This window comes from Sporosarcina sp. OR05 (assembly GCF_041414805.1).
GTDB classification, from domain to species: Bacteria; Bacillota; Bacilli; order Bacillales_A; family Planococcaceae; genus Sporosarcina; species Sporosarcina saromensis.
This window is the reverse complement of the sequence record NZ_JANKJL010000004.1, coordinates 60377-78401: the sequence shown is the minus strand read 5'-3', so window position 1 is coordinate 78401 and position 18025 is coordinate 60377. Positions and strand designations below refer to the sequence as shown.

Here is an 18025-nt window from a genome sequence, read left to right as displayed (position 1 = left end):
CTTGGGAAGTAGGACAAGAACTTTGCACGCGGAAGACAAGATTATCGCACGAGGGATTGTCGCGATTAGCAAAAAAACTGTCTCCTGTCGAAGTTGTCGACGTGGAGACAGTTCTTTACATGTTAGTATCTTTTTCTGCAGCAGCCTCTGCCGCCGTAACCTGGTCCCATGCCTGGTCCGTAGCCTGGTCCCATTCCTGCTGGGCCTACTCCCATACCTGGTCCTGGTCCCATGCCTGCCGGGCCAACTCCAGTTGGTCCCATGCCAGGGTAAACTGGTGCGCCCATCACGTTTTGTGTAGTTTCTGTGTAGTAATGTCTAGGTGTTATAACAGGATGTTGGCGGTTAACGTTAACGATTGGATGGATGTAAGGTTGTTCTACTGGAAAGAACGAATCGTTGTAACGGCATTGTGTCGGGCATACGATTGGTTGCATTTGATTATTTCGAGACATTTGGTTTGCCGGCATCATTTGGTTCCCACCCCATTGTCCTTGTTGCATCATCTTCACTCACCCCCTCCCTCTATTACATGTCATAACGACAGGTATAGACGGGCGAGCGACTAGTGGGATGGGAAATTCGTTGACAATTTGTTTTGTTCTTCTTACAGCATATTTTCTTCTGAGCGACCTTTGATTGTATCGTATGCGTGTAGGGCGCGTTTTCTTGCGGTTGCGTGATCGACAATCGGGTATGGATACGTTTCGCCAAGTTGGATACCTGCTTCCTGTAAGATATCTTCAGGCGCTTCGAATGGCTTATGAATATATTTAGCTGACAAGTTGGCGAGTTCGGGCACCCATTGTTTAATGTACGCACCGTTCGGATCAAATTTTTCACTTTGCAAATAGGGGTTAAAAATTCGAAAGTACGGTGCTGCATCGATGCCGCATCCTGTCACCCATTGCCAACCAGTCGCATTGTTGGCGGTATCGAAGTCGACAAGTGCATGCTGAAACCAGGCATAGCCTTCTTGCCATGGAATGAGGAGATGTTTGATAAGAAAAGAGGCTGCAACCATTCGGACACGGTTATGCATCATACCAGTCTCTCGTAATTCGCGCATCCCTGCATCGACTAGCGGATAGCCTGTTTTTCCTTCTTTCCATAAGTTGTATTGTTCAGGTGTCCCAATCCACGGGAAATCATTGAATTGTTTTCGTAACGGTTGGTCGGTCATCGTCGGGAAGTGGATGAGCTGGTGATAGGCAAATTCCCGCCACATCAGTTGTTTAAGAAAGGCTTCGATTGATTGGTGTGCGGTTACATCTCTCGTTTCCTCATTAATGCGCTTCGCTGCATGCCAGATTGTACGGGCACTGCTATTTCCAGCGGCTAAATAAGGTGACAGTCTTGATGAGGTTCCTTTTGCAATCAAATCCCGTTCCTTTTTGTAATGAAGCATTCCATCATCCGCAAAGAACGCCCATTGCTCGGTCCCTGCACGCTCACCTGGTTGCCAGTACTTTTGGAGGGTACCAAGATCGGTAGGCAAACCTAATGCATCAATTGCTAATGACGAAATGTCGTTTTCTACACCTTGCAATTCTGGTATCGGCAACGGTCGATCAACAACTTCTTGCAAACCTCTCTTCCAAAAAGAGGTGAACACTTTGTATGGCTCTCCTTGTTTGTTGAGCAGTTCTGGAGAGAATAGTAGATTGCCATGAAATGTTCGTACATCCATACCAATCGAAGACAGTTGTCCAACAATCCGCATTTGCCGGTCACGCTCAGTAGGTTCATACCGTTCATTGAAATAAATAGATTCAGCCCCTACTTGCTCCATCACGTCAACAATTGCATCAAATTCAGGGCCTTGTTTAATGACAAGTTGTACACCGTTTTGTAAAAGATCCGTTTCCAGCTGTTTCAGTGAATGATAGAGCCACCATGCAGATGCCTCACTCGCTGCATACGCACGTCGATCTTCTTCCGACCATATAAAAACCGGAATGACGATGCCTTCATTTGCAGCCTCCCATAACGCTGGATTATCGTGTAGGCGAAGGTCCTTTCTAAACCAGACAATCGTTCGTTTCATCGTACTCATCCTCCTTGAAGTACATCCAAGTTGCCTTTACGTATCAAGCGACATCAAACCTCAGTTCTTATATATATGTAAGAACGATTTAAGTGTAGTGTTTCCTAAAGGTTATAATTGTAAAGCTGTTTGATGGAGATTATCAGCAGTCGTCGCCACCTTTTTCGTATCATTGCCAATCTCTTGTATAACTTTGACAAGCCCCTCTACATCCATCTCAATCGTATGAATATGTCGGTCATTGTCTTCAATTGACTGCAAGATTTTTGTAAATTTCATTTGCGTTTCTTTGGAATCCTTCATGCCAAGCGTCACACTTTCTCGAACTTCTTCAATTGTATTGACGGCCTTATCAGTCAAAGACGTAGAAGTCGTAACAAGTTCTGTAATTTGTTCAACAGATCGTTTTGATTGCTCAGCTAATTTCCGAACTTCCTGTGCGACCACTGCAAATCCTTTCCCTGCATCTCCTGCCCTCGCTGCTTCAATTGAGGCATTTAACGCTAACAGGTTGGTTTGTTCAGCTATACTCTTCACCATTACGATGATTTCAATTACCTCAGTAGATGAAATCTTTAAGTTTTTTATTAACGTCTCCATCTTTTCTGTGTTTTCATTAATAAAAGCGATTTGTTTCTCCAATCGCTGTACTTTTTCATTGCCAAGGACGGCAAATGATTGAATGTCCTGCACACCTTCTACATTTGCATGGATACTCGCTCTTATTTTTGTTGCATTGTCATCGACATGACCAACCGACGTACTCGTTTCTTCTGTCAATATCGCTAAATCTTCACTAATGGATGAAATTTTCTCTTTAAGCTCTTGTTTTACAATTGCATATTGTTGTTGCTTCTCGCGCTCGTTTTGCTTCTCATATTCTTCTAAAACTATTTGCATTTCTAGATTAATTAACTTTGTAATATCCACAATGGCCTGTTTCCGTTCCTGCCAAGATGGTAATGTTTCTGTAATAAGTTCGATGAATACTTCTTGGATTTGTTGAAAAACGCCCATATACCATTTAGGTTCTACACCCATCTGAAAGTGAATACGAGCAATTTTAACTTTTTTATCAATAGAGGTTTGATCAATCGAACGCTGAAACATTTCAACAATGTATTCAGCTAGCACACGTTTTAAATACGCTAGATTCGTCCGCTCTTCAATGATTTTCCGCAACGTAGGAACGGTTAGGACATTTTCGTAAAAAACGGCTACAATTTCATCGATTTTTTCCCGAACAATCGGTTGATAGGTATGTAAACGCGTTAAATCTTGCACGGTCAAATTAATTAGTTCAAGTTGCTTTTCTAATTCAGGATAAGTACGTAAGTCGATCGTTGCCTCTACAGTTGGTTTCCCCAGTTTCTGTTCCGCTTCACCGACACGATTCTTCCATTTAAAATACATTATTTATCCTCCTATACATCCCAATACCTTTATTATGAATAGAAAGAAGACTTTTTGTCAAATGATTGTACAATCTTTAAATAAAAACATTCTACAACTTTTAATTATTTATTCTTAAATAGTTTTGTCAATAAAACACCTACAATCCAACCATATCCAATGTGTCCGATAATCCAAAACACTAATGCCCACAAGTTCGTAAAAGCTGGTGTTCGTTCTGATAACAGAGTCGTTGGATAGTAGAGGATTGCGATGAGCACATTCACAAACACGCAGAACCGGATGATTCTTCTTGACTGGGTGATTTTTTTAAAACGGATAAATAAGAACAGGAATAGACAGACCGCTATCGAGATGATGATGTGAAAACCAACTTCTACAATTTCGGGAAACTGAACTGTGTTCAGAACGGGAATATAGTCGATGTTCAGTAATAGCGTATACACCTTATGACTCGTTCTTTCTTCAACTACTTTAAAGAATAAAGCTAACAGTAAGCCGGCTACTATTCCTATAATGCTAACCTTGTACAATGAACGCCTACTCATTGTTATCCCCCGTTTCTAATGTGTTAATGCCCACAATTATAAGCAAGATCCGTATTGTTCGCTAGTTTTTGTATAATGTTACTCGGTAAAGATTGTACAATATTGTAGAATTCGATATACTTTACAAACAGAACGTTGTGCAGGAGGAGGAATCGGTTTGTCTACATCCAATGGACGTTATTATATACAGCAGGTGTCGGATATGACCGGTTTATCTAAACAAGTCATCCGAAAATGGGAAGAACGCTATGCCCTCGTCCACCCTGAAAGATTGGAAAATGGCTATCGCATATACAGTGAAAAAGATATTAACTTGTTACTGCAAGTCAAAACGCTTTCAGAACAAGGTTTACCTATACGACAAGCGATTCAAATGGTTGATAAAGAAAATGTAGAGACGTTTTCTCCTCTTCCAAAAGAGCCGTTTATCCAACAAGAGAAATTAAACGATTTTGTCCTGCAGTTACTTGAGAAGGGCAGTCGCTGTGATGAGATGGAGCTCATGATTACCCTTCAGCAAGCTTATCATCAAGTGGGATTGTCAACGTTCTTGAAGGAGATCGTCATTCCATTTTTGAATGAAGTAGGCTATCGATGGGAAAAGGAAGAATGGGATGAATACCAAGAATCCGTGTCTAGCTTAGTGGTGCGAGATTTTCTTGTGCAAATCCGAAGAAATTATCAGTACAGAATGGACGCACCGCTTGTTCTCGCTGCATGTCTTCCTTATGAGCTCCATGAAGTACCGTTACACATCGTGTTACTACAATTCATGTTGAAAGGCTGGCGGACATTTTTAATTGGCGCCTTCCCTGCTCCTGGATCGATTGAAGCATTAATTGTTAAACAGAAACCAAAAGTTGTTGTGTTGTCCGCTTCTACAATGATTCCGTTTGAAAAAGAGCCTCACCTTTTACCAGAGTTAGATGCTTTTGCACAAAGACACCCTCATATTGACTTTTATCTCGGAGGAAAAGGTACTCTCGCCTACCTTTCAAAAAGCACTTTCGTTTTGAAGGCTATACATGTAACGGATGATATTTGGGAAATACTCGATAATTCACCGATCGTATCCCCAGAATGAATAGTCGAAAGAGAACAAGGGAAACGTAAGAAAATGGCTGCCTCTCACAGAGGTCAGCCATTTTTCATACACTTCATTTATTGGTACGTCTGTGGCAACTCATTTTCATCGAAGCCTGACCATTCCTTCCGTCGCTTCGTTAGTTCCTCTTTTGCATAATGGACAGGTGCGCCTTCATCAAGCATATCCAGTGACGCCATAAAGTCCGGATCCTTTCTTCTTCGCATTTCATCTGCATCAATAAATTGACGGTCCATCCCACTCATCCTCCTTCTCGTAATCACTTAGACAAATGTGACAAGAAACACGTAACAACAGTTTTGAGTCGCCAGCCACCCTTCCTTTCCAACTTTGTGCTATCGTATCCATAAACAGAGTGTGCGTGTTAGAAGTTTCATTTGAATCGAAACGGTTATACTTTTAATACTATGAAGTAGAAGGGAGACGTAAGCATGAAACGGGTTGTGTTATTTGATGGGGAATGTAATTTTTGCAATTCCAGCGTGCAGTTTATTATTAAACGGGATCCTGCTGAACATTTTCTTTTCTCTTCTTTGCAAAGCGAGACGGGTGAGAAATACGTCAAACAGTATAAAATACCGGCTGATGTCGATAGCGTGGTGTTGATTGAGAACGGAAAAGCCTATACAAAATCTTCTGCCGCCCTTCATATCGCAAAGAAACTGGATGGACTTTGGCATCTCTTCTTTTTATTCATACTCGTCCCGAAGAAAATCCGTGACGGCGCCTATGACTATTTCTCTCGCAACCGTCACCGGTGGTTCGGGCGCAACGAGGAGTCTTGCATGTTGCCGCCACCTGAAGTGAGAAAAAGGTTTATTTAACCATGTAAATTCGATTCTGTTTGTAGATGAACGGCATTCAGGCAATGAAGAGAGATAAAGTACGCATAAAAGCCCCTAGACAATCAGTGTGATTGCCTAGGGGCTTTTCAGTAGTTAGTTAGTGGCAGTCTGCTGCTGGATCTGCTCATTTTCAGCTGCCGTAAACGCTCTCGAACGTGTAAGAAATCGCTTCCCTTCCACGCCTTCAAGAGAAAACATGCCTCCTCTACCGTCCACAACGTCAATGATGAGTTGTGTATGCTTCCAGTATTCATACTGGTTTTTATGCATGTAGAAAGGGACGTCACCGATATGCCCAAGCAAGACGTCCTGATCGCCAATGATCAGGTCGCCTGCAGGATAGCACATTGGAGAAGAGCCGTCGCAACACCCTCCAGATTGGTGGAACATTAGTGGACCATGCTTTTCTTTTAAAAGTGTAATTAGCGCTAAAGCAGCGTCCGTAGCTAGAACGCGTTCAGGCATTGGCATCTCTCCTTTTAGTAGTTGGAGTGGTTAGGAACATGCTCCACTGATGCAGGATTTATTAGAAAAAGCCTAACTTGTCTTCGCTATAGCTGACGAGCATATTTTTCGTCTGTTGGTAATGCGAAAGCATTTGCAAGTGGTTTTCTCGTCCAATGCCGGATGCCTTGTAGCCACCGAATGCCGCGTGCGCAGGGTACGCATGATAGCAATTCGTCCATACACGACCCGCTTCAATGCCACGACCAAAGCGATACGCAGTATTCATATCGCGCGTCCATACACCTGATCCGAGACCGTATAATGTATCATTGGCAATTTCAAGTGCTTCTTCTTTCGTTTTAAATGTTGTAACGGAAACGACCGGTCCGAAAATCTCTTCTTGGAAAATACGCATTTTATTGTGCCCTTTAAAGACGGTCGGTTGGATGTAGTACCCTTCAGCCAAATCGCCTTCCAATTTGTTTTGCGCTCCGCCCGCCAAACATTCAGCACCTTCCTGTTTCCCGATATCGAGATAGGACAAGATTTTCTCCATTTGCTCCGTAGATGCTTGTGCGCCCATCATGACTGTCGGATCAAGCGGATTGCCGATTTTAATTGCTTTTACCCGCTCTAATGCACGCTCCATAAACTTCTCGTAAATGGACTCCTGAATTAATGCGCGGGAAGGACACGTACACACTTCACCTTGGTTAAGGGCAAACATGACAAACCCTTCGATCGCTTTATCCAAAAACGCATCATCTTCCGCCATGACATCTTCAAAGAAAATATTTGGCGACTTCCCACCAAGCTCTAAAGTAGCCGGGATTAAATTTTGAGATGCGTATTGCATAATGAGGCGCCCTGTCGTCGTCTCACCTGTAAATGCAATTTTTCCTATTCGAGGGTTAGAAGCAAGCGGCTTTCCAGCTTCCAGACCGAAACCGTTCACGACGTTTAACACCCCTGCAGGCAATAAATCCTCGATTAACTCCACTAACACCATGATTGATGCAGGTGTCTGTTCAGCCGGTTTCAGGACGACACAATTTCCTGCTGCAAGTGCTGGTGCTAGCTTCCAAACAGCCATCAGCAATGGGAAGTTCCATGGAATAATCTGACCTACTACTCCGATTGGTTCATGGAAATGATAGGCCACTGTATGATTATCTATTTGGCTAACGCCGCCTTCTTGCGCTCGGATGGCCGACGCAAAATAACGGAAATGGTCGATCGCCAACGGCAAATCAGCATTTAACGTCTCACGAACCGCTTTACCGTTTTCCCACGTCTCGGCAACCGCAAGCATCTCAAGATTGGTTTCCATCCGGTCCGCAATCTTTAATAGAATATTTGCCCGTTCCGTCACCGAAGTTTTGCCCCAAGCATCCTTCGCTGCATGCGCCGCATCAAGAGCAAGCTCGATATCTTCAGCCGTTGACCTCGCAACTTGCGTAAACACCTTGCCCGTAACCGGTGTAGGATTATCAAAATACTGCCCATTCACAGGGGCTGTCCACTTGCCACCGATAAAATTATCGTAGCGCTCCTTAAAATTTACTTTTGCCCCTTCAGTATTCGGAAATGCATACACGTGATTCTCTACAGCTTGTACCATGTTCGATTCCTCCCTATTCTTTATAGATTGCTATTGAAAGTGCAAAAATGCACACAAAGCCAACGTATGCAGGGATGCATGCTACTATTCTAGATGTATACGCTTTCATTTTATGTTAATAAAAAAACCTCTCGTAATTCGCAAGTTCTTGGAAGTCAGTAAATTCATTCTATCTAACTATATTGACTATTGCAAGAAATAGAGTGTAAGAAACGAGGTGTATGCGAACGGAAATTCATGATGGACGTGGCTCGAGTAGAGAAGTTCATTCATACTAAACCGTCAGTTGAAAGTTGGCTCTTAGCTAGCTGGTGAAACACTTTTTGTCGTTACCACCGACTTTAAGGGGTTTACCACCGATTCGGGCGGCTTTACCACCGACTTTAGGGAGTTTACCACCGATTCAAGCGGCTTTACCACCGTTTCAAGCCACTTTACCACCGTTTCCCCTATTTAGTTGGTCGACTTCCTACAAAGTGCACGTCAAGTCCCGACCTAAACTCGTTATCACCGCTTGTCCAGATGTTATCACCGCTTACAAGCAATTTATCACCGCTTACAAGCAGTTTATCACCGCTTGGAACGCCTTTATCACCGCTCATCACCGGTTTATCACCACTCATCCATTTTCTAGGTGCCCCCCTCTCCAATATGTTTACCAATCGTTCATGCCTTCGTAATAATTTGTTCATAATCTCCTCTTACAATGAAAACAACAATAACAGGAGAGGGGTCTTATACATGGCAAATTTCGCGACACGGTTCTTGTCTACAGTAGGAGCAGGCGTTTTAGGATCATCCTTAACATTAGGGGTCGTTGCAAACACAGATCTGTTGCAAACATCTACGAAACAGGAGGAAGGTGTTGCCTCTGTGAATACACCACAACCGAATGTCACACAAACATCGGCAAATCAATCCATAACCAACCTTTCCGATATGGTGGAGCATGCGTCTAAAGCGATTGTCGGCGTGTCGAACTTTAAAAATGCCGGCAATCGATTTGCTGGAGATGCATCATTGGCGGAGTTCGGAACAGGTTCAGGGGTCATTTATCAAATTGGCGATGAACATGCTTACATCGTGACAAACAACCACGTAATAGAAGGCTCGAATAAAATCGAGGTCACTTTGCATGATGGAGAAAAGGTACAAGCAGAACTTATTGGAAGTGATGCACTAACAGATTTGGCGGTATTAAAAATACCAAACAAAGGCGTAGACACTGCACTTGAATTCGGTGATTCGGACAAATTGCGTGCGGGTGATTCTGTTGTTGCCATCGGAAATCCACTCAGTCTCGATTTCTCGGGCACCGTAACGCAAGGGATTATCAGCGCACCCGCGCGATCCATTGATGTAAAAACGACTGCAGGCAACTGGGAGATGAACGTCATCCAAACCGACGCAGCCATTAATCCCGGCAACAGCGGAGGTGCACTCATCAATGCTGACGGCAAACTCATTGGCATTAACAGTTTGAAAATCGCGGAAAACGGTATCGAGGGCCTCGGCTTTGCGATTCCGAGTAATGATGTCATTCCGCTTGTTGAGGAAATGATGGAAAACGGTAAAATCGAACGGCCTTACATTGGCATCGGCCTCGCGGACTTGGCAGAAATTCCGTATATGTATGTAGAGAATCTTCCGGAAGAAGTGAAAGGCGGCGTTATGGTGACGAATGTAGATCCTTCGTCTGCTGCAGGAAAAGCGGGATTGAAACAACAAGACGTGATTACGGCGATCAATGGTGAAACGATCAACAACAGCATGGAATTACGGAAACTCCTCTATTCCAAGCTATCTGTCGGTGACAAAGCGACGTTCACCGTCTATACGGATGGCAAAAAACGATCTGTTGAGTTGACGTTGACGAGCAATTCATCAGTAGAATAAATCATCGTAACCCTCTGTCGTTTCGGAAGCAATAGAGGGTTTCTAATGCTATACTTACCATACAAATGACCTCGCAAAGGAGGCACCTACATGCGAATTCTAGTCATCGAGGATAACGAAAGCGTCGCGTCAATGATCGAAATGTTTTTTGAGAAGGAGAAGATTCAAGGGGAATTTGTCAAGGACGGACTCGTTGGATATGAACGGGCAAAGACGGAGCAATGGGATTGCCTCATCATCGACTGGATGCTACCAGGAATGGACGGTGTGTTGATTTGCCGCAAGCTTCGACAAGCCGCAATCGAAGTCCCCATTATTATGCTGACGGCGAAAGATAGCGAGTCCGATCAGGTGCTTGGCCTAGAAATGGGCGCGGATGATTATGTGACGAAGCCGTTCAGTCCACTTGCTTTACTTGCTCGAATCCGCGCTGTGACACGGCGGTATGTAGCGAACAAGGATGTTCAGCAAGACGAAAACGTGTTGGCAACGGCCCATTTCACTGTGAATACGAATACACGAGAAGTGCTTTTGGACGGCAAACCTGTTCCGAATCTAACACCAAAGGAATTTGATTTGTTGCAGTTTTTCATTCAACATCCTAAACAAGTTTTTTCGCGAGAGCAGTTGTTGGACCGGGTATGGGGGTACGATTTTTACGGCGACGATCGGACAGTCGATGTGCATATAAAGCGGTTGCGGTCAAAAGTGTCTAGTGATGAGCAACCTTTTTTCCATACCGTATGGGGCGTCGGCTATCGGTTCGATGAGTCGGTGGTGAAGTAAGATGAAGATTAAATACTTCTATCAGCAGCTCGTCAGTCATATAAGTGTCATTGTGATTGCATTCTTAATCTTAAGTTTAGTGCTGTCCCACTTTTTCGAGCAGTTCGTTTATGACAATAAAACCGAAGAACTCGCTTCATACGGCCATTCAATTTTACGCGATATCGAATATGCATCTATTGATTCTCGTCAAACGTTGCAATCGTACGGGCATGTATTGGAAGGGCAAAATATCCAATATAGTTTATTCGACGAAAAATCTGCGATCATTTATTCAACTGGCTTAAAAACGCCTCTAATCGAATTGAATAACGACGAATGGGCTGCATTGCAAAGTGGCAAAACGATTACGGTGAAACAGGAATACAAACGATTTGAACAAGCTGTCACGTTTGTATTGTTGCCGTATTTTCACCGCAATCAGTTTGTCGGTGGCGTTTTATTGACATCACCTATTAAAGGTTCGCGTGAAATCATTTCACAAATGAACGATTACCTCTTGTATACAACATTCATCGCCCTCGCGATCGCCTTATTGTTAAGTGGCATCCTTTCCACTTTTCATGGCAGGCGCATTAAACGTTTACGTGCAGCTACCTCAACAGTTGCACAAGGGGATTATTCCGTTCGCATTCCGACTGCAAGCATTGACGAAATCGGGGAGCTTGCAGGAGATTTTAACGGCATGGTGGAAAAACTCGAGACATCCATGAATGAAATAGAAAGTCTTGAAAATCGTAGACGACAATTCATGGCGGATGTATCACACGAATTGCGGACCCCGCTTACAACGATCTGCGGTATACTGGAAGGCTTACGGAACGACATGATTTCAGAATCGGAAAAAGAACGTGGATTGCAGTTGGCAAGTAGTGAAACGATGCGACTTATCCGGCTGGTGAATGAAAACCTCGACTACGAAAAAATTCGTTCCAATCAAATAACGCTTTTTAAGCAAGACATTCAACTGAAGGAACTGCTTGAAATTATTCAGGAACAGTTAGAGGATGTGGCAGCTGAACGCGGCAATCGAATAATTGTTGAGGCAAAGGACGATGTCATAATCCATGCCGACTACGATCGATTGACTCAGGTGTTGATTAACATTACGAAAAACAGCATTCAATTTACTGAGAACGGGACAATACGGTTGCGTGGAGAATTGATGACGGGTTATACCGTTATTGAAATCGAAGATACCGGAATTGGGATGGACCCTGAAGAAATTGAGCAAATATGGAACCGATTTTACAAAGCAATCGATTCAAGAACGACGAATCCATTAGGAGAATTCGGATTAGGGTTATCCATCGTCAAACAGCTAGTTACGTTACACGGTGGTAGCATCTCAGTCGACAGTGTAAAAGGGACCGGTACGAAATTTCGGATTGAATTGCCGTGTACTACGGTTGAGGCGGATAGCTAAACGTCTATACATTCAATTGGATGAACCTAGAATAAACCTTACGTAGACCTCCCATCTGCCCCCCACTCCTAATCAAGGAAAAATGCATGAAGGTGAATTTGCCTTCACGCATTTTTTGTTTTTCCCATCTCTTAGTTCGCCTTCTCTTCACAGTTACAAAAGCATGGATGCCAATTTGTAATAGCTATTTATTTCCGCTACACTTACAATAAAATTATGGGAAATTTAAACATAATTGCTGATTAGCTAATACAATGGGAACAGGTGAATGACTTGACTAAATACGTACCTGGAATAATCATTTCATCAATCTTGCTTATGTTACTGCTTTTCTTGGATCAAAAAATTTACGGTGGGATCATGCCGTTGAATTTGCTCATTCTTTTACTATCGCTTCACGTTATTGTGTATGCACATCTGATGCAGCGTCAAAAGCAACGGATACGGTATGTCGTCTTTGTGTGTCTGTTTGCTGTTTGTGCGATGCTTTCATTGCCAAAAGTGACGCAACAAGCAGCTGAAGAACTAGCGCTAGCAAACTATCCTTTGCTAATAACAGCGAAACAATCGGTGCCGATGGAAAAGAGTCTGAATCCTTTCAAACCGAATCGAGCATACGTTTTCGAAGGGATTGATAAAGAGCAGCAAAGCATTGCTGTATTAGTGAATCCGGATACGGGCGACGTACATGTATTGGACTGATAAGCAATTGATGTCCTCGCTAACCGTTAGAGAATTCGATCCAAATAAGAGGCTGATTATTGCTCAAAAAACGCGTATTCTTCAGATTTCTACGGTTTAGCAGAATGAAAGATGCCTGCCTTATGGATGAAATAAAAAAGGAAGCCTCTAGTTATCGGCTTCCTTCTTTTATTCCACCTGCATGTACACGATTGTATCGTCAAACGTGTGACGCTTAAACAATACATCGTCTTCTTTATGAAGTACAGTTGCTCTTCCTTCTGTTTCTGTCCCTTCAAAGTAAATGCCAAAGCCATTATTTTCAGGGTAGCCATAGACATAGCAGACAACTTTATCTTCTTTCATAAATACGAGTTGGTTCATTCCCTCGCTTAGCGTTTGCTCGACGTTATCCCATTTGTAGCCAACTACATCGTATATCTCCTCTTTTGAAGCATAGGGATCGATTGAGTAGACACGATCCCAATCGAAGGGTGTGAGAGAAGAGAGGCTTACAGATTCTTCTGTTGCTTCAGTAGCAAGTACATTTTCCTTCAACAGTTCCCGGTTTTCATCCCAGATGTCTTTGTTGAACATTTGATTAATGACTAATCCAACAATGATGACACACATCGCAATTGTTAAGAACTTTTTCATATCTACCGACCCCCTTTTTTATAGGACGATGACAGGTCGAGTAGGTTCTCACATCACTGGCTATTATGAATTCGCACCAGTTTTTTATTGGCAGTCTCACACCTTACAAGTTTTGATTCTTCCAAGCATTATTTCCCTTGTGTCCTTCGAAGTTCAAACATCCTGTCTGTCCATTCTTTCACACGTTGCACGATTTCTTGTCGTTCATTTTCAATCCGAGTTCTTGCTCGTTCGTCCATTTCCTTCTTTACTGTGAGAGCATCTTCTTCTTTGACCTTTATCATTGCTCGTACTTCATCTTGCACCTCTTGCGTAATCCAGTTTTCAGAGCGCATTATTTGAAGTGCTTCATGCATACGAGAAGCTTCGTTTAGTGAGGCATAATAAAATCGCGAAGAAATATTCGAACGATCGATCATTTCATTGTGACCTTGCCCCCAATGTTTTAGTAGAGAATTAGATGCACTCATAACCTCTGTCAGAGATGGCAACCATTGTTTCGTAATCGATTGATCGAGCTCATCAATCGTTTTCGCTGAAATATACTCGCCTTTTCCAGCTTCAGCCACGGCCTTTAACTGGTTTTCTCCTTCTTGGTCTACGTCAAACCCAATGATATTCACTTGGCGATCTGGACTTGCTTCTGCAAAGGCTTTTGCTTCGGCTACCGAATCTCCGCCGCAAGTCTCTGCTCCATCACTAACGATATAGACCGTCAACTTCCCTGTAGCATCCTTCGTTTGTTCACGTGTATAATTAATTGCTTCAGCAATTGGTGTCCATCCTTTTGCTTCCACTCCATCGACAGCACTCTTAAATTTTTCCGCATTAAAACTGCCCATCGGATACACTTCATCGATTGTCGTACAAGAAAGCTCTTTATCCGACTTATTTTGTGTCCCGGCATGCCCGTAGATAATTAATGACACTTCATCACGCATACCGATTGTACTTGCAAATCGTGACGTCGCCTTCTTTGCAATGGTCATCTTCTGCTTTCCTTCAACATTCAACAACATGCTAGAACTAGCATCCAAGAGAATTACTGCTTGGCCTGGCTGTTGCTCCACCTCGTCACTTCCCTCAACCTCTCCAGGCTCTGGAAGATAAGGTTCAAACCATTCTACACTGAACGCTTCCAACTCGGTTGCTACTTGGTCATACGCATTACTTCCAACATAGTAGTTCAATGCTTTAAAGATCAACTCCGGGTCTTGAGATTGCGCAGCTAGCACTTCTAATTTTTCGGTTAACGCCTCTTTATAATCTCCTAACCCGAATCTCCCCCATACTTGTTTCGTTTCTTCTTCGTATGGGATTTCAGCAGTAAAAAGCCCTGGCTGTTGCGCGCGGAATGTTTCTTCAGAGTCTGGAATCTGTACGGCCTCAATTTCCTGTAAATCACTTGTTTTAGCAGGTAGTTCTTCATCTAGCACTTCTTCAGTTGTTTCATGCTGTTCCGTCTCTTCTGCTGACGTTTCCGGAAGCACTTCAGGTTCCTTCTTTTCCTTCTCTGAACAACCAATCAAAACGATCGATACTAGAGTGATGACTACTAAACGAATTGACCAATTTCACATTTATTTCCATCCTCTCATTGGAATCTATCGCCATTTTATCAAGTCGAAGGAATAAACACGATAGAAAACAGAAAAGAAGAATAATTAGTCCCGAATGTCACACTATACCAAAAGTCCTCGACAATACTTACTCTACACAAATTGAATCAATATGATATTGTAGCTATTAGAGTATATTGTGATGCGAAACCTTTACGTTGTGATGCGAAATCTTTACGTTGCGACACAATTGAAGCCTCCTCCATAGATACAGAGAAAAAAATCGCATGCACCAAGTTTGTTGAACTTGATGCATGCGGTTTGCTTTAGCTTATTTTAAATGCTTCAACGCTTCGGCTACTTTCACCGTACGTTTTGCCTGATGCTTTACTGCTGCTTCCACGTCTTCAATCATTTTGCCATCTTGACCGACTGTTACGCTCGTGCCATATGGGTTTCCACCCGCACCGAATGTGACTGGATCCGTATAACCCGGGGCCGCAACAATAGCACCCCAGTGATACATCGTCGTATACAAAGAGAGGATTGTTGCTTCTTGGCCACCATGTGGATTTTGTGCGGAAGACATGGCACTGACCGCTTTATTCGCAAGCTTACCTTTCGCCCATAGGCCACCTGTCGTATCTAAGAAATTCTTCATTTGGCCGGGCATATTGCCGAAACGCGTCGGTACACTGAAGATGATCGCATCTGCCCATTCTAGGTCTTCTGGCTTCACCTCAGGCACATCTTTCGTCGCTTCCACATGTGCTTTCCATGCCGGATTTGAGTCGATTGCTGCTTGAGGAGCTGTTTCTGCAGCTTTTAACACGCGTACTTCGGAACCCATTTCCTTCGCTGCTTCTGCTGCCCATTGTGCCAACTGATAATTCGTACCACCTGAACTGTAGTAAACAATCGCTGTGTTCGTCATGAGTAAAACCCCTTTTCTTATTGTAGAAATTCTTTATACCAACTTGCTGCTTCCTGCACTTCTGATTGCGTTAACGCATGGCCGTTCATTTCCCAGTGGACTTCTGTACGTGCACCTGCATTTGTTAGAAGCGACAACAAATCCAACGTTTCTTTCGCCGGACAAATCGGATCATTTTTCCCTGCGGCAATGAACACCGGAACTTTGCTGAGATCCGGTAATTCAATCCCTCGCCTAGGTACCATCGGATGATGCAAGATCGCTCCTTTTAGTGAATCAGCATAGTGGAATAGTAAGCTCCCTGCAATATTCGCACCATTTGAATAGCCTACAGCTACGACTTCTGATCGATCGAACCCGTATTTCTCAGCTGCTTCATCCAAAAACGCATGTAATTCATTCGTTCTGAACACTAAATCTTCTTCGTCAAAAACGCCTTCTGCCAGTCTTCTGAAAAAACGAGGCATACCATTCTCTAACACGTTACCTCGGACACTTAACACCGAAGCATCCGGGTCTATCAATGTTGCTAACGGTAACAGATCGTGTTCGTTTCCCCCTGTTCCGTGCAACAGCAAAAATGTCCGTTTAGATGTTCCTTGTTCAAAGACGTGCTTCATCATGCTCCCCCCTTTCGATTTACTTCTCGTACATGAAACGGTATGATCTACGCTTCCAATTGGTCGAGGAACTGCTCACAATGAGCTACCCACTGCAAAATTCAGCCTAGTAGCAGTCGTTTCTTGTTAGTACCGCTTACCAATATCTCGAATTAAGATATCTTGAATTCAAGATAAATGTACCAAAGATATTCTAAGTTGTCAAAAATGTTGATTGATTTCAGCAGAATGATTACTCAAAGTTTGAACAACGCCAATAGTGATAGGCAATTGCATCCGACATGAAGGCAAGTCCTCTACTTTCAACTTGTAACACTGGCTTCCACGCTTCCCCTCTCCCCTTCATCAAGTAAATTTCATGATGGGGTGCTGGGTCAAAATAGCCGCACATATCGAACGTTCCATGCCGTTTAAACACTGCAGACACTTCATAGTCAATGAGTGGCGCTGTTGTCAATGGATTGCCTACTGCATGTTCGAGAAGAAATCCGGATTCTCCTTTTTTGTGATCTTTGCGTTGCAGCGTAATCCCGTCTGAAGAAGCTCGTGCTTTTTCCCGGAAGTTTTTTAAATGGTCATATGCAATTGACGGACCTACCTCTTTTGTAAACGTCAGCGGTTCACCTTTTTCATCGTACGCGAGCTCAATATCGACACGCGTACGAAAACCATCGCCATTCGGATCAAAGTCACGGGCGTCTCCTTTGAAATAATGATTGGGTGACAACAAATTTGGATTCCGTACCCATTCCTCTGCAAGAAACGTTGTATAACGTAATTTCCATCGATCTATAGGATGCAACGTCTTTTCCCTTTCATTCACTGGCTGTAAAAGCTCTCGCGGCTTGCCGATCCACTTGACGGTCGAAAATGTTTCAATAGCAGCTTCCTTACGTGATGAATTGGGATGCAGCGAACCAAACACATTAGACAAAACCGATTTAACGGATGTCAAACGCTCCTCTGATTTTTCAAGCGGACGTCTTGCTCGAATCATATAGTCGTATGATTCGTCCATGTCAATATCCCGGTCGATGTACCAATTTGTGTTGACCATCTTTACAAATTTTCCATTCCGATAAATGCCGTATTCTTCTATGTCCTTCATACCTTCCCATGACAAGGCGATTTGCGTTTTCGCTACGATTGTCGTCATGACAAGAGATTGCAAGGGATTCTCGACGTTCTTTTCTTCAGCAAAAGCAGACGTTTGCAATGCAATGACATCGACGACTTGATTATCCTCAACACGTTCTACCATGTAATGATAGAATTTACCATGTTTGAAATCCCCGTCTTGAAATTCCGGCACGGTTCCTTCATAGACATGTTCACCATCTTTATACACGTTGTAAAAACCTCCGACATCATTCCATGTGAATGAAATCAAATCATGTTCATGCTTTACAGACTGTATTTCAAATAACATGTTTGCGCCTC

General features: G+C 43.2%; 19 protein-coding genes. 6 read left to right on the top strand and 13 right to left on the bottom strand.

Going from position 1 to position 18025, the window contains the following annotated elements:
• Positions 1-122: 122 nt before the first annotated feature.
• The 4 genes from NRI27_RS08840 to NRI27_RS08825 form a co-directional block, all read right to left on the bottom strand.
• Positions 123-506 carry a hypothetical protein gene (locus NRI27_RS08840; protein WP_317943751.1) on the bottom strand — a complete coding sequence of 128 codons (384 nt, stop codon included), beginning with the start codon at positions 504-506 and terminating at the stop codon, positions 123-125.
• Between the two features lie 101 nt (positions 507-607).
• On the bottom strand, positions 608-2047 hold the full coding sequence (locus NRI27_RS08835; protein WP_371390395.1) for a cryptochrome/photolyase family protein: 1440 nt from the start codon (positions 2045-2047) through the stop codon (positions 608-610).
• A 111-nt stretch (positions 2048-2158) separates the two neighbouring features.
• A complete protein-coding gene (locus tag NRI27_RS08830) occupies positions 2159-3460 on the bottom strand; it encodes a protoglobin domain-containing protein (protein WP_371390394.1) in 1302 nt (433 codons plus the stop codon).
• Positions 3461-3564: 104 nt separating this feature from the next.
• Positions 3565-4008, bottom strand: coding sequence for a hypothetical protein (locus tag NRI27_RS08825; RefSeq protein WP_371390393.1), 444 nt, complete (start codon positions 4006-4008; stop codon positions 3565-3567).
• A 157-nt stretch (positions 4009-4165) separates the two neighbouring features.
• Here NRI27_RS08825 and NRI27_RS08820 point away from each other — a divergent pair, with 157 nt between their 5' ends.
• Positions 4166-5092 carry a MerR family transcriptional regulator gene (locus NRI27_RS08820; protein WP_317943756.1) on the top strand — a complete coding sequence of 309 codons (927 nt, stop codon included), beginning with the start codon at positions 4166-4168 and terminating at the stop codon, positions 5090-5092.
• 77 nt (positions 5093-5169) lie between these two features.
• On the opposite strand, the gene NRI27_RS08815 is transcribed toward NRI27_RS08820, so the two are convergent.
• Positions 5170-5349, bottom strand: a complete 180-nt coding sequence (locus NRI27_RS08815) for a hypothetical protein (protein ID WP_371390392.1) — start codon at positions 5347-5349, stop codon at positions 5170-5172.
• 195 nt (positions 5350-5544) lie between these two features.
• Here NRI27_RS08815 and NRI27_RS08810 point away from each other — a divergent pair, with 195 nt between their 5' ends.
• Positions 5545-5937 carry a thiol-disulfide oxidoreductase DCC family protein gene (locus tag NRI27_RS08810; protein WP_317943759.1) on the top strand — a complete coding sequence of 131 codons (393 nt, stop codon included), beginning with the start codon at positions 5545-5547 and terminating at the stop codon, positions 5935-5937.
• A gap of 114 nt (positions 5938-6051) precedes the next feature.
• Here NRI27_RS08810 and NRI27_RS08805 read toward each other — a convergent pair whose 3' ends face one another.
• The 3 genes from NRI27_RS08805 to NRI27_RS08795 form a co-directional block, all read right to left on the bottom strand.
• On the bottom strand, positions 6052-6423 hold the full coding sequence (locus NRI27_RS08805) for a DUF779 domain-containing protein (RefSeq protein WP_317943760.1): 372 nt from the start codon (positions 6421-6423) through the stop codon (positions 6052-6054).
• Positions 6424-6484: 61 nt separating this feature from the next.
• A complete protein-coding gene (gene adh / locus NRI27_RS08800) occupies positions 6485-8026 on the bottom strand; it encodes an aldehyde dehydrogenase (protein ID WP_371390391.1) in 1542 nt (513 codons plus the stop codon).
• Positions 8027-8475: 449 nt separating this feature from the next.
• On the bottom strand, positions 8476-8718 hold the full coding sequence (locus NRI27_RS08795) for a hypothetical protein (RefSeq protein ID WP_371390390.1): 243 nt from the start codon (positions 8716-8718) through the stop codon (positions 8476-8478).
• Between the two features lie 49 nt (positions 8719-8767).
• On the opposite strand from NRI27_RS08795, the gene NRI27_RS08790 reads away from it, so the two are divergent.
• The 4 genes from NRI27_RS08790 (at position 8768) to NRI27_RS08775 (ending at position 12836) form a co-directional block, all read left to right on the top strand.
• On the top strand, positions 8768-9922 hold the full coding sequence (locus NRI27_RS08790; RefSeq protein WP_371390389.1) for a S1C family serine protease: 1155 nt from the start codon (positions 8768-8770) through the stop codon (positions 9920-9922).
• Positions 9923-10012: 90 nt separating this feature from the next.
• The gene (locus NRI27_RS08785) at positions 10013-10708 is read left to right on the top strand and encodes a winged helix-turn-helix domain-containing protein (protein WP_371390388.1); all 696 of its coding nucleotides are present in this window, start codon (positions 10013-10015) and stop codon (positions 10706-10708) included.
• Between the two features lies 1 nt (position 10709).
• Positions 10710-12134 (top strand): ATP-binding protein, encoded by a 1425-nt coding sequence (locus NRI27_RS08780; protein WP_371390387.1) that lies wholly within the window; start codon positions 10710-10712, stop codon positions 12132-12134.
• A 273-nt stretch (positions 12135-12407) separates the two neighbouring features.
• Positions 12408-12836, top strand: a complete 429-nt coding sequence (locus tag NRI27_RS08775) for a hypothetical protein (RefSeq protein ID WP_371390386.1) — start codon at positions 12408-12410, stop codon at positions 12834-12836.
• Between the two features lie 168 nt (positions 12837-13004).
• Here NRI27_RS08775 and NRI27_RS08770 read toward each other — a convergent pair whose 3' ends face one another.
• The 5 genes from NRI27_RS08770 to NRI27_RS08750 form a co-directional block, all read right to left on the bottom strand.
• Entirely contained in the window at positions 13005-13472 is a 468-nt protein-coding gene (locus NRI27_RS08770; protein WP_371390385.1) for a hypothetical protein, read from the bottom strand.
• A gap of 128 nt (positions 13473-13600) precedes the next feature.
• Positions 13601-14962, bottom strand: a complete 1362-nt coding sequence (locus NRI27_RS08765; protein ID WP_371390384.1) for a vWA domain-containing protein — start codon at positions 14960-14962, stop codon at positions 13601-13603.
• Between the two features lie 400 nt (positions 14963-15362).
• On the bottom strand, positions 15363-15965 hold the full coding sequence (gene wrbA / locus NRI27_RS08760) for an NAD(P)H:quinone oxidoreductase (RefSeq protein WP_371390383.1): 603 nt from the start codon (positions 15963-15965) through the stop codon (positions 15363-15365).
• 17 nt (positions 15966-15982) lie between these two features.
• Complete coding sequence (locus NRI27_RS08755) at positions 15983-16585, bottom strand: alpha/beta hydrolase (protein ID WP_371390382.1); 603 nt, start codon at positions 16583-16585, stop codon at positions 15983-15985.
• Between the two features lie 232 nt (positions 16586-16817).
• The gene (locus tag NRI27_RS08750) at positions 16818-18014 is read right to left on the bottom strand and encodes a DUF3238 domain-containing protein (RefSeq protein ID WP_371390381.1); all 1197 of its coding nucleotides are present in this window, start codon (positions 18012-18014) and stop codon (positions 16818-16820) included.
• Positions 18015-18025: the final 11 nt, after the last annotated feature.

Coding starts and splice junctions, on each gene's coding strand:
- NRI27_RS08840 (WP_317943751.1), bottom strand. CDS start 506: ATGATGCAACAAGGACAATGGGGTGGGAACCAAATGATGCCGGCAAAC.
- NRI27_RS08770 (WP_371390385.1), bottom strand. CDS start 13,472: ATGAAAAAGTTCTTAACAATTGCGATGTGTGTCATCATTGTTGGATTA.
- NRI27_RS08830 (WP_371390394.1), bottom strand. CDS start 3,460: ATGTATTTTAAATGGAAGAATCGTGTCGGTGAAGCGGAACAGAAACTG.
- NRI27_RS08795 (WP_371390390.1), bottom strand. CDS start 8,718: ATGAACAAATTATTACGAAGGCATGAACGATTGGTAAACATATTGGAG.
- NRI27_RS08825 (WP_371390393.1), bottom strand. CDS start 4,008: ATGAGTAGGCGTTCATTGTACAAGGTTAGCATTATAGGAATAGTAGCC.
- NRI27_RS08750 (WP_371390381.1), bottom strand. CDS start 18,014: ATGTTATTTGAAATACAGTCTGTAAAGCATGAACATGATTTGATTTCA.
- NRI27_RS08755 (WP_371390382.1), bottom strand. CDS start 16,585: ATGAAGCACGTCTTTGAACAAGGAACATCTAAACGGACATTTTTGCTG.
- NRI27_RS08815 (WP_371390392.1), bottom strand. CDS start 5,349: ATGGACCGTCAATTTATTGATGCAGATGAAATGCGAAGAAGAAAGGAT.
- adh (WP_371390391.1), bottom strand. CDS start 8,026: ATGGTACAAGCTGTAGAGAATCACGTGTATGCATTTCCGAATACTGAA.
- NRI27_RS08790 (WP_371390389.1), top strand. CDS start 8,768: ATGGCAAATTTCGCGACACGGTTCTTGTCTACAGTAGGAGCAGGCGTT.
- wrbA (WP_371390383.1), bottom strand. CDS start 15,965: ATGACGAACACAGCGATTGTTTACTACAGTTCAGGTGGTACGAATTAT.
- NRI27_RS08810 (WP_317943759.1), top strand. CDS start 5,545: ATGAAACGGGTTGTGTTATTTGATGGGGAATGTAATTTTTGCAATTCC.
- NRI27_RS08835 (WP_371390395.1), bottom strand. CDS start 2,047: ATGAAACGAACGATTGTCTGGTTTAGAAAGGACCTTCGCCTACACGAT.
- NRI27_RS08785 (WP_371390388.1), top strand. CDS start 10,013: ATGCGAATTCTAGTCATCGAGGATAACGAAAGCGTCGCGTCAATGATC.
- NRI27_RS08780 (WP_371390387.1), top strand. CDS start 10,710: ATGAAGATTAAATACTTCTATCAGCAGCTCGTCAGTCATATAAGTGTC.
- NRI27_RS08805 (WP_317943760.1), bottom strand. CDS start 6,423: ATGCCTGAACGCGTTCTAGCTACGGACGCTGCTTTAGCGCTAATTACA.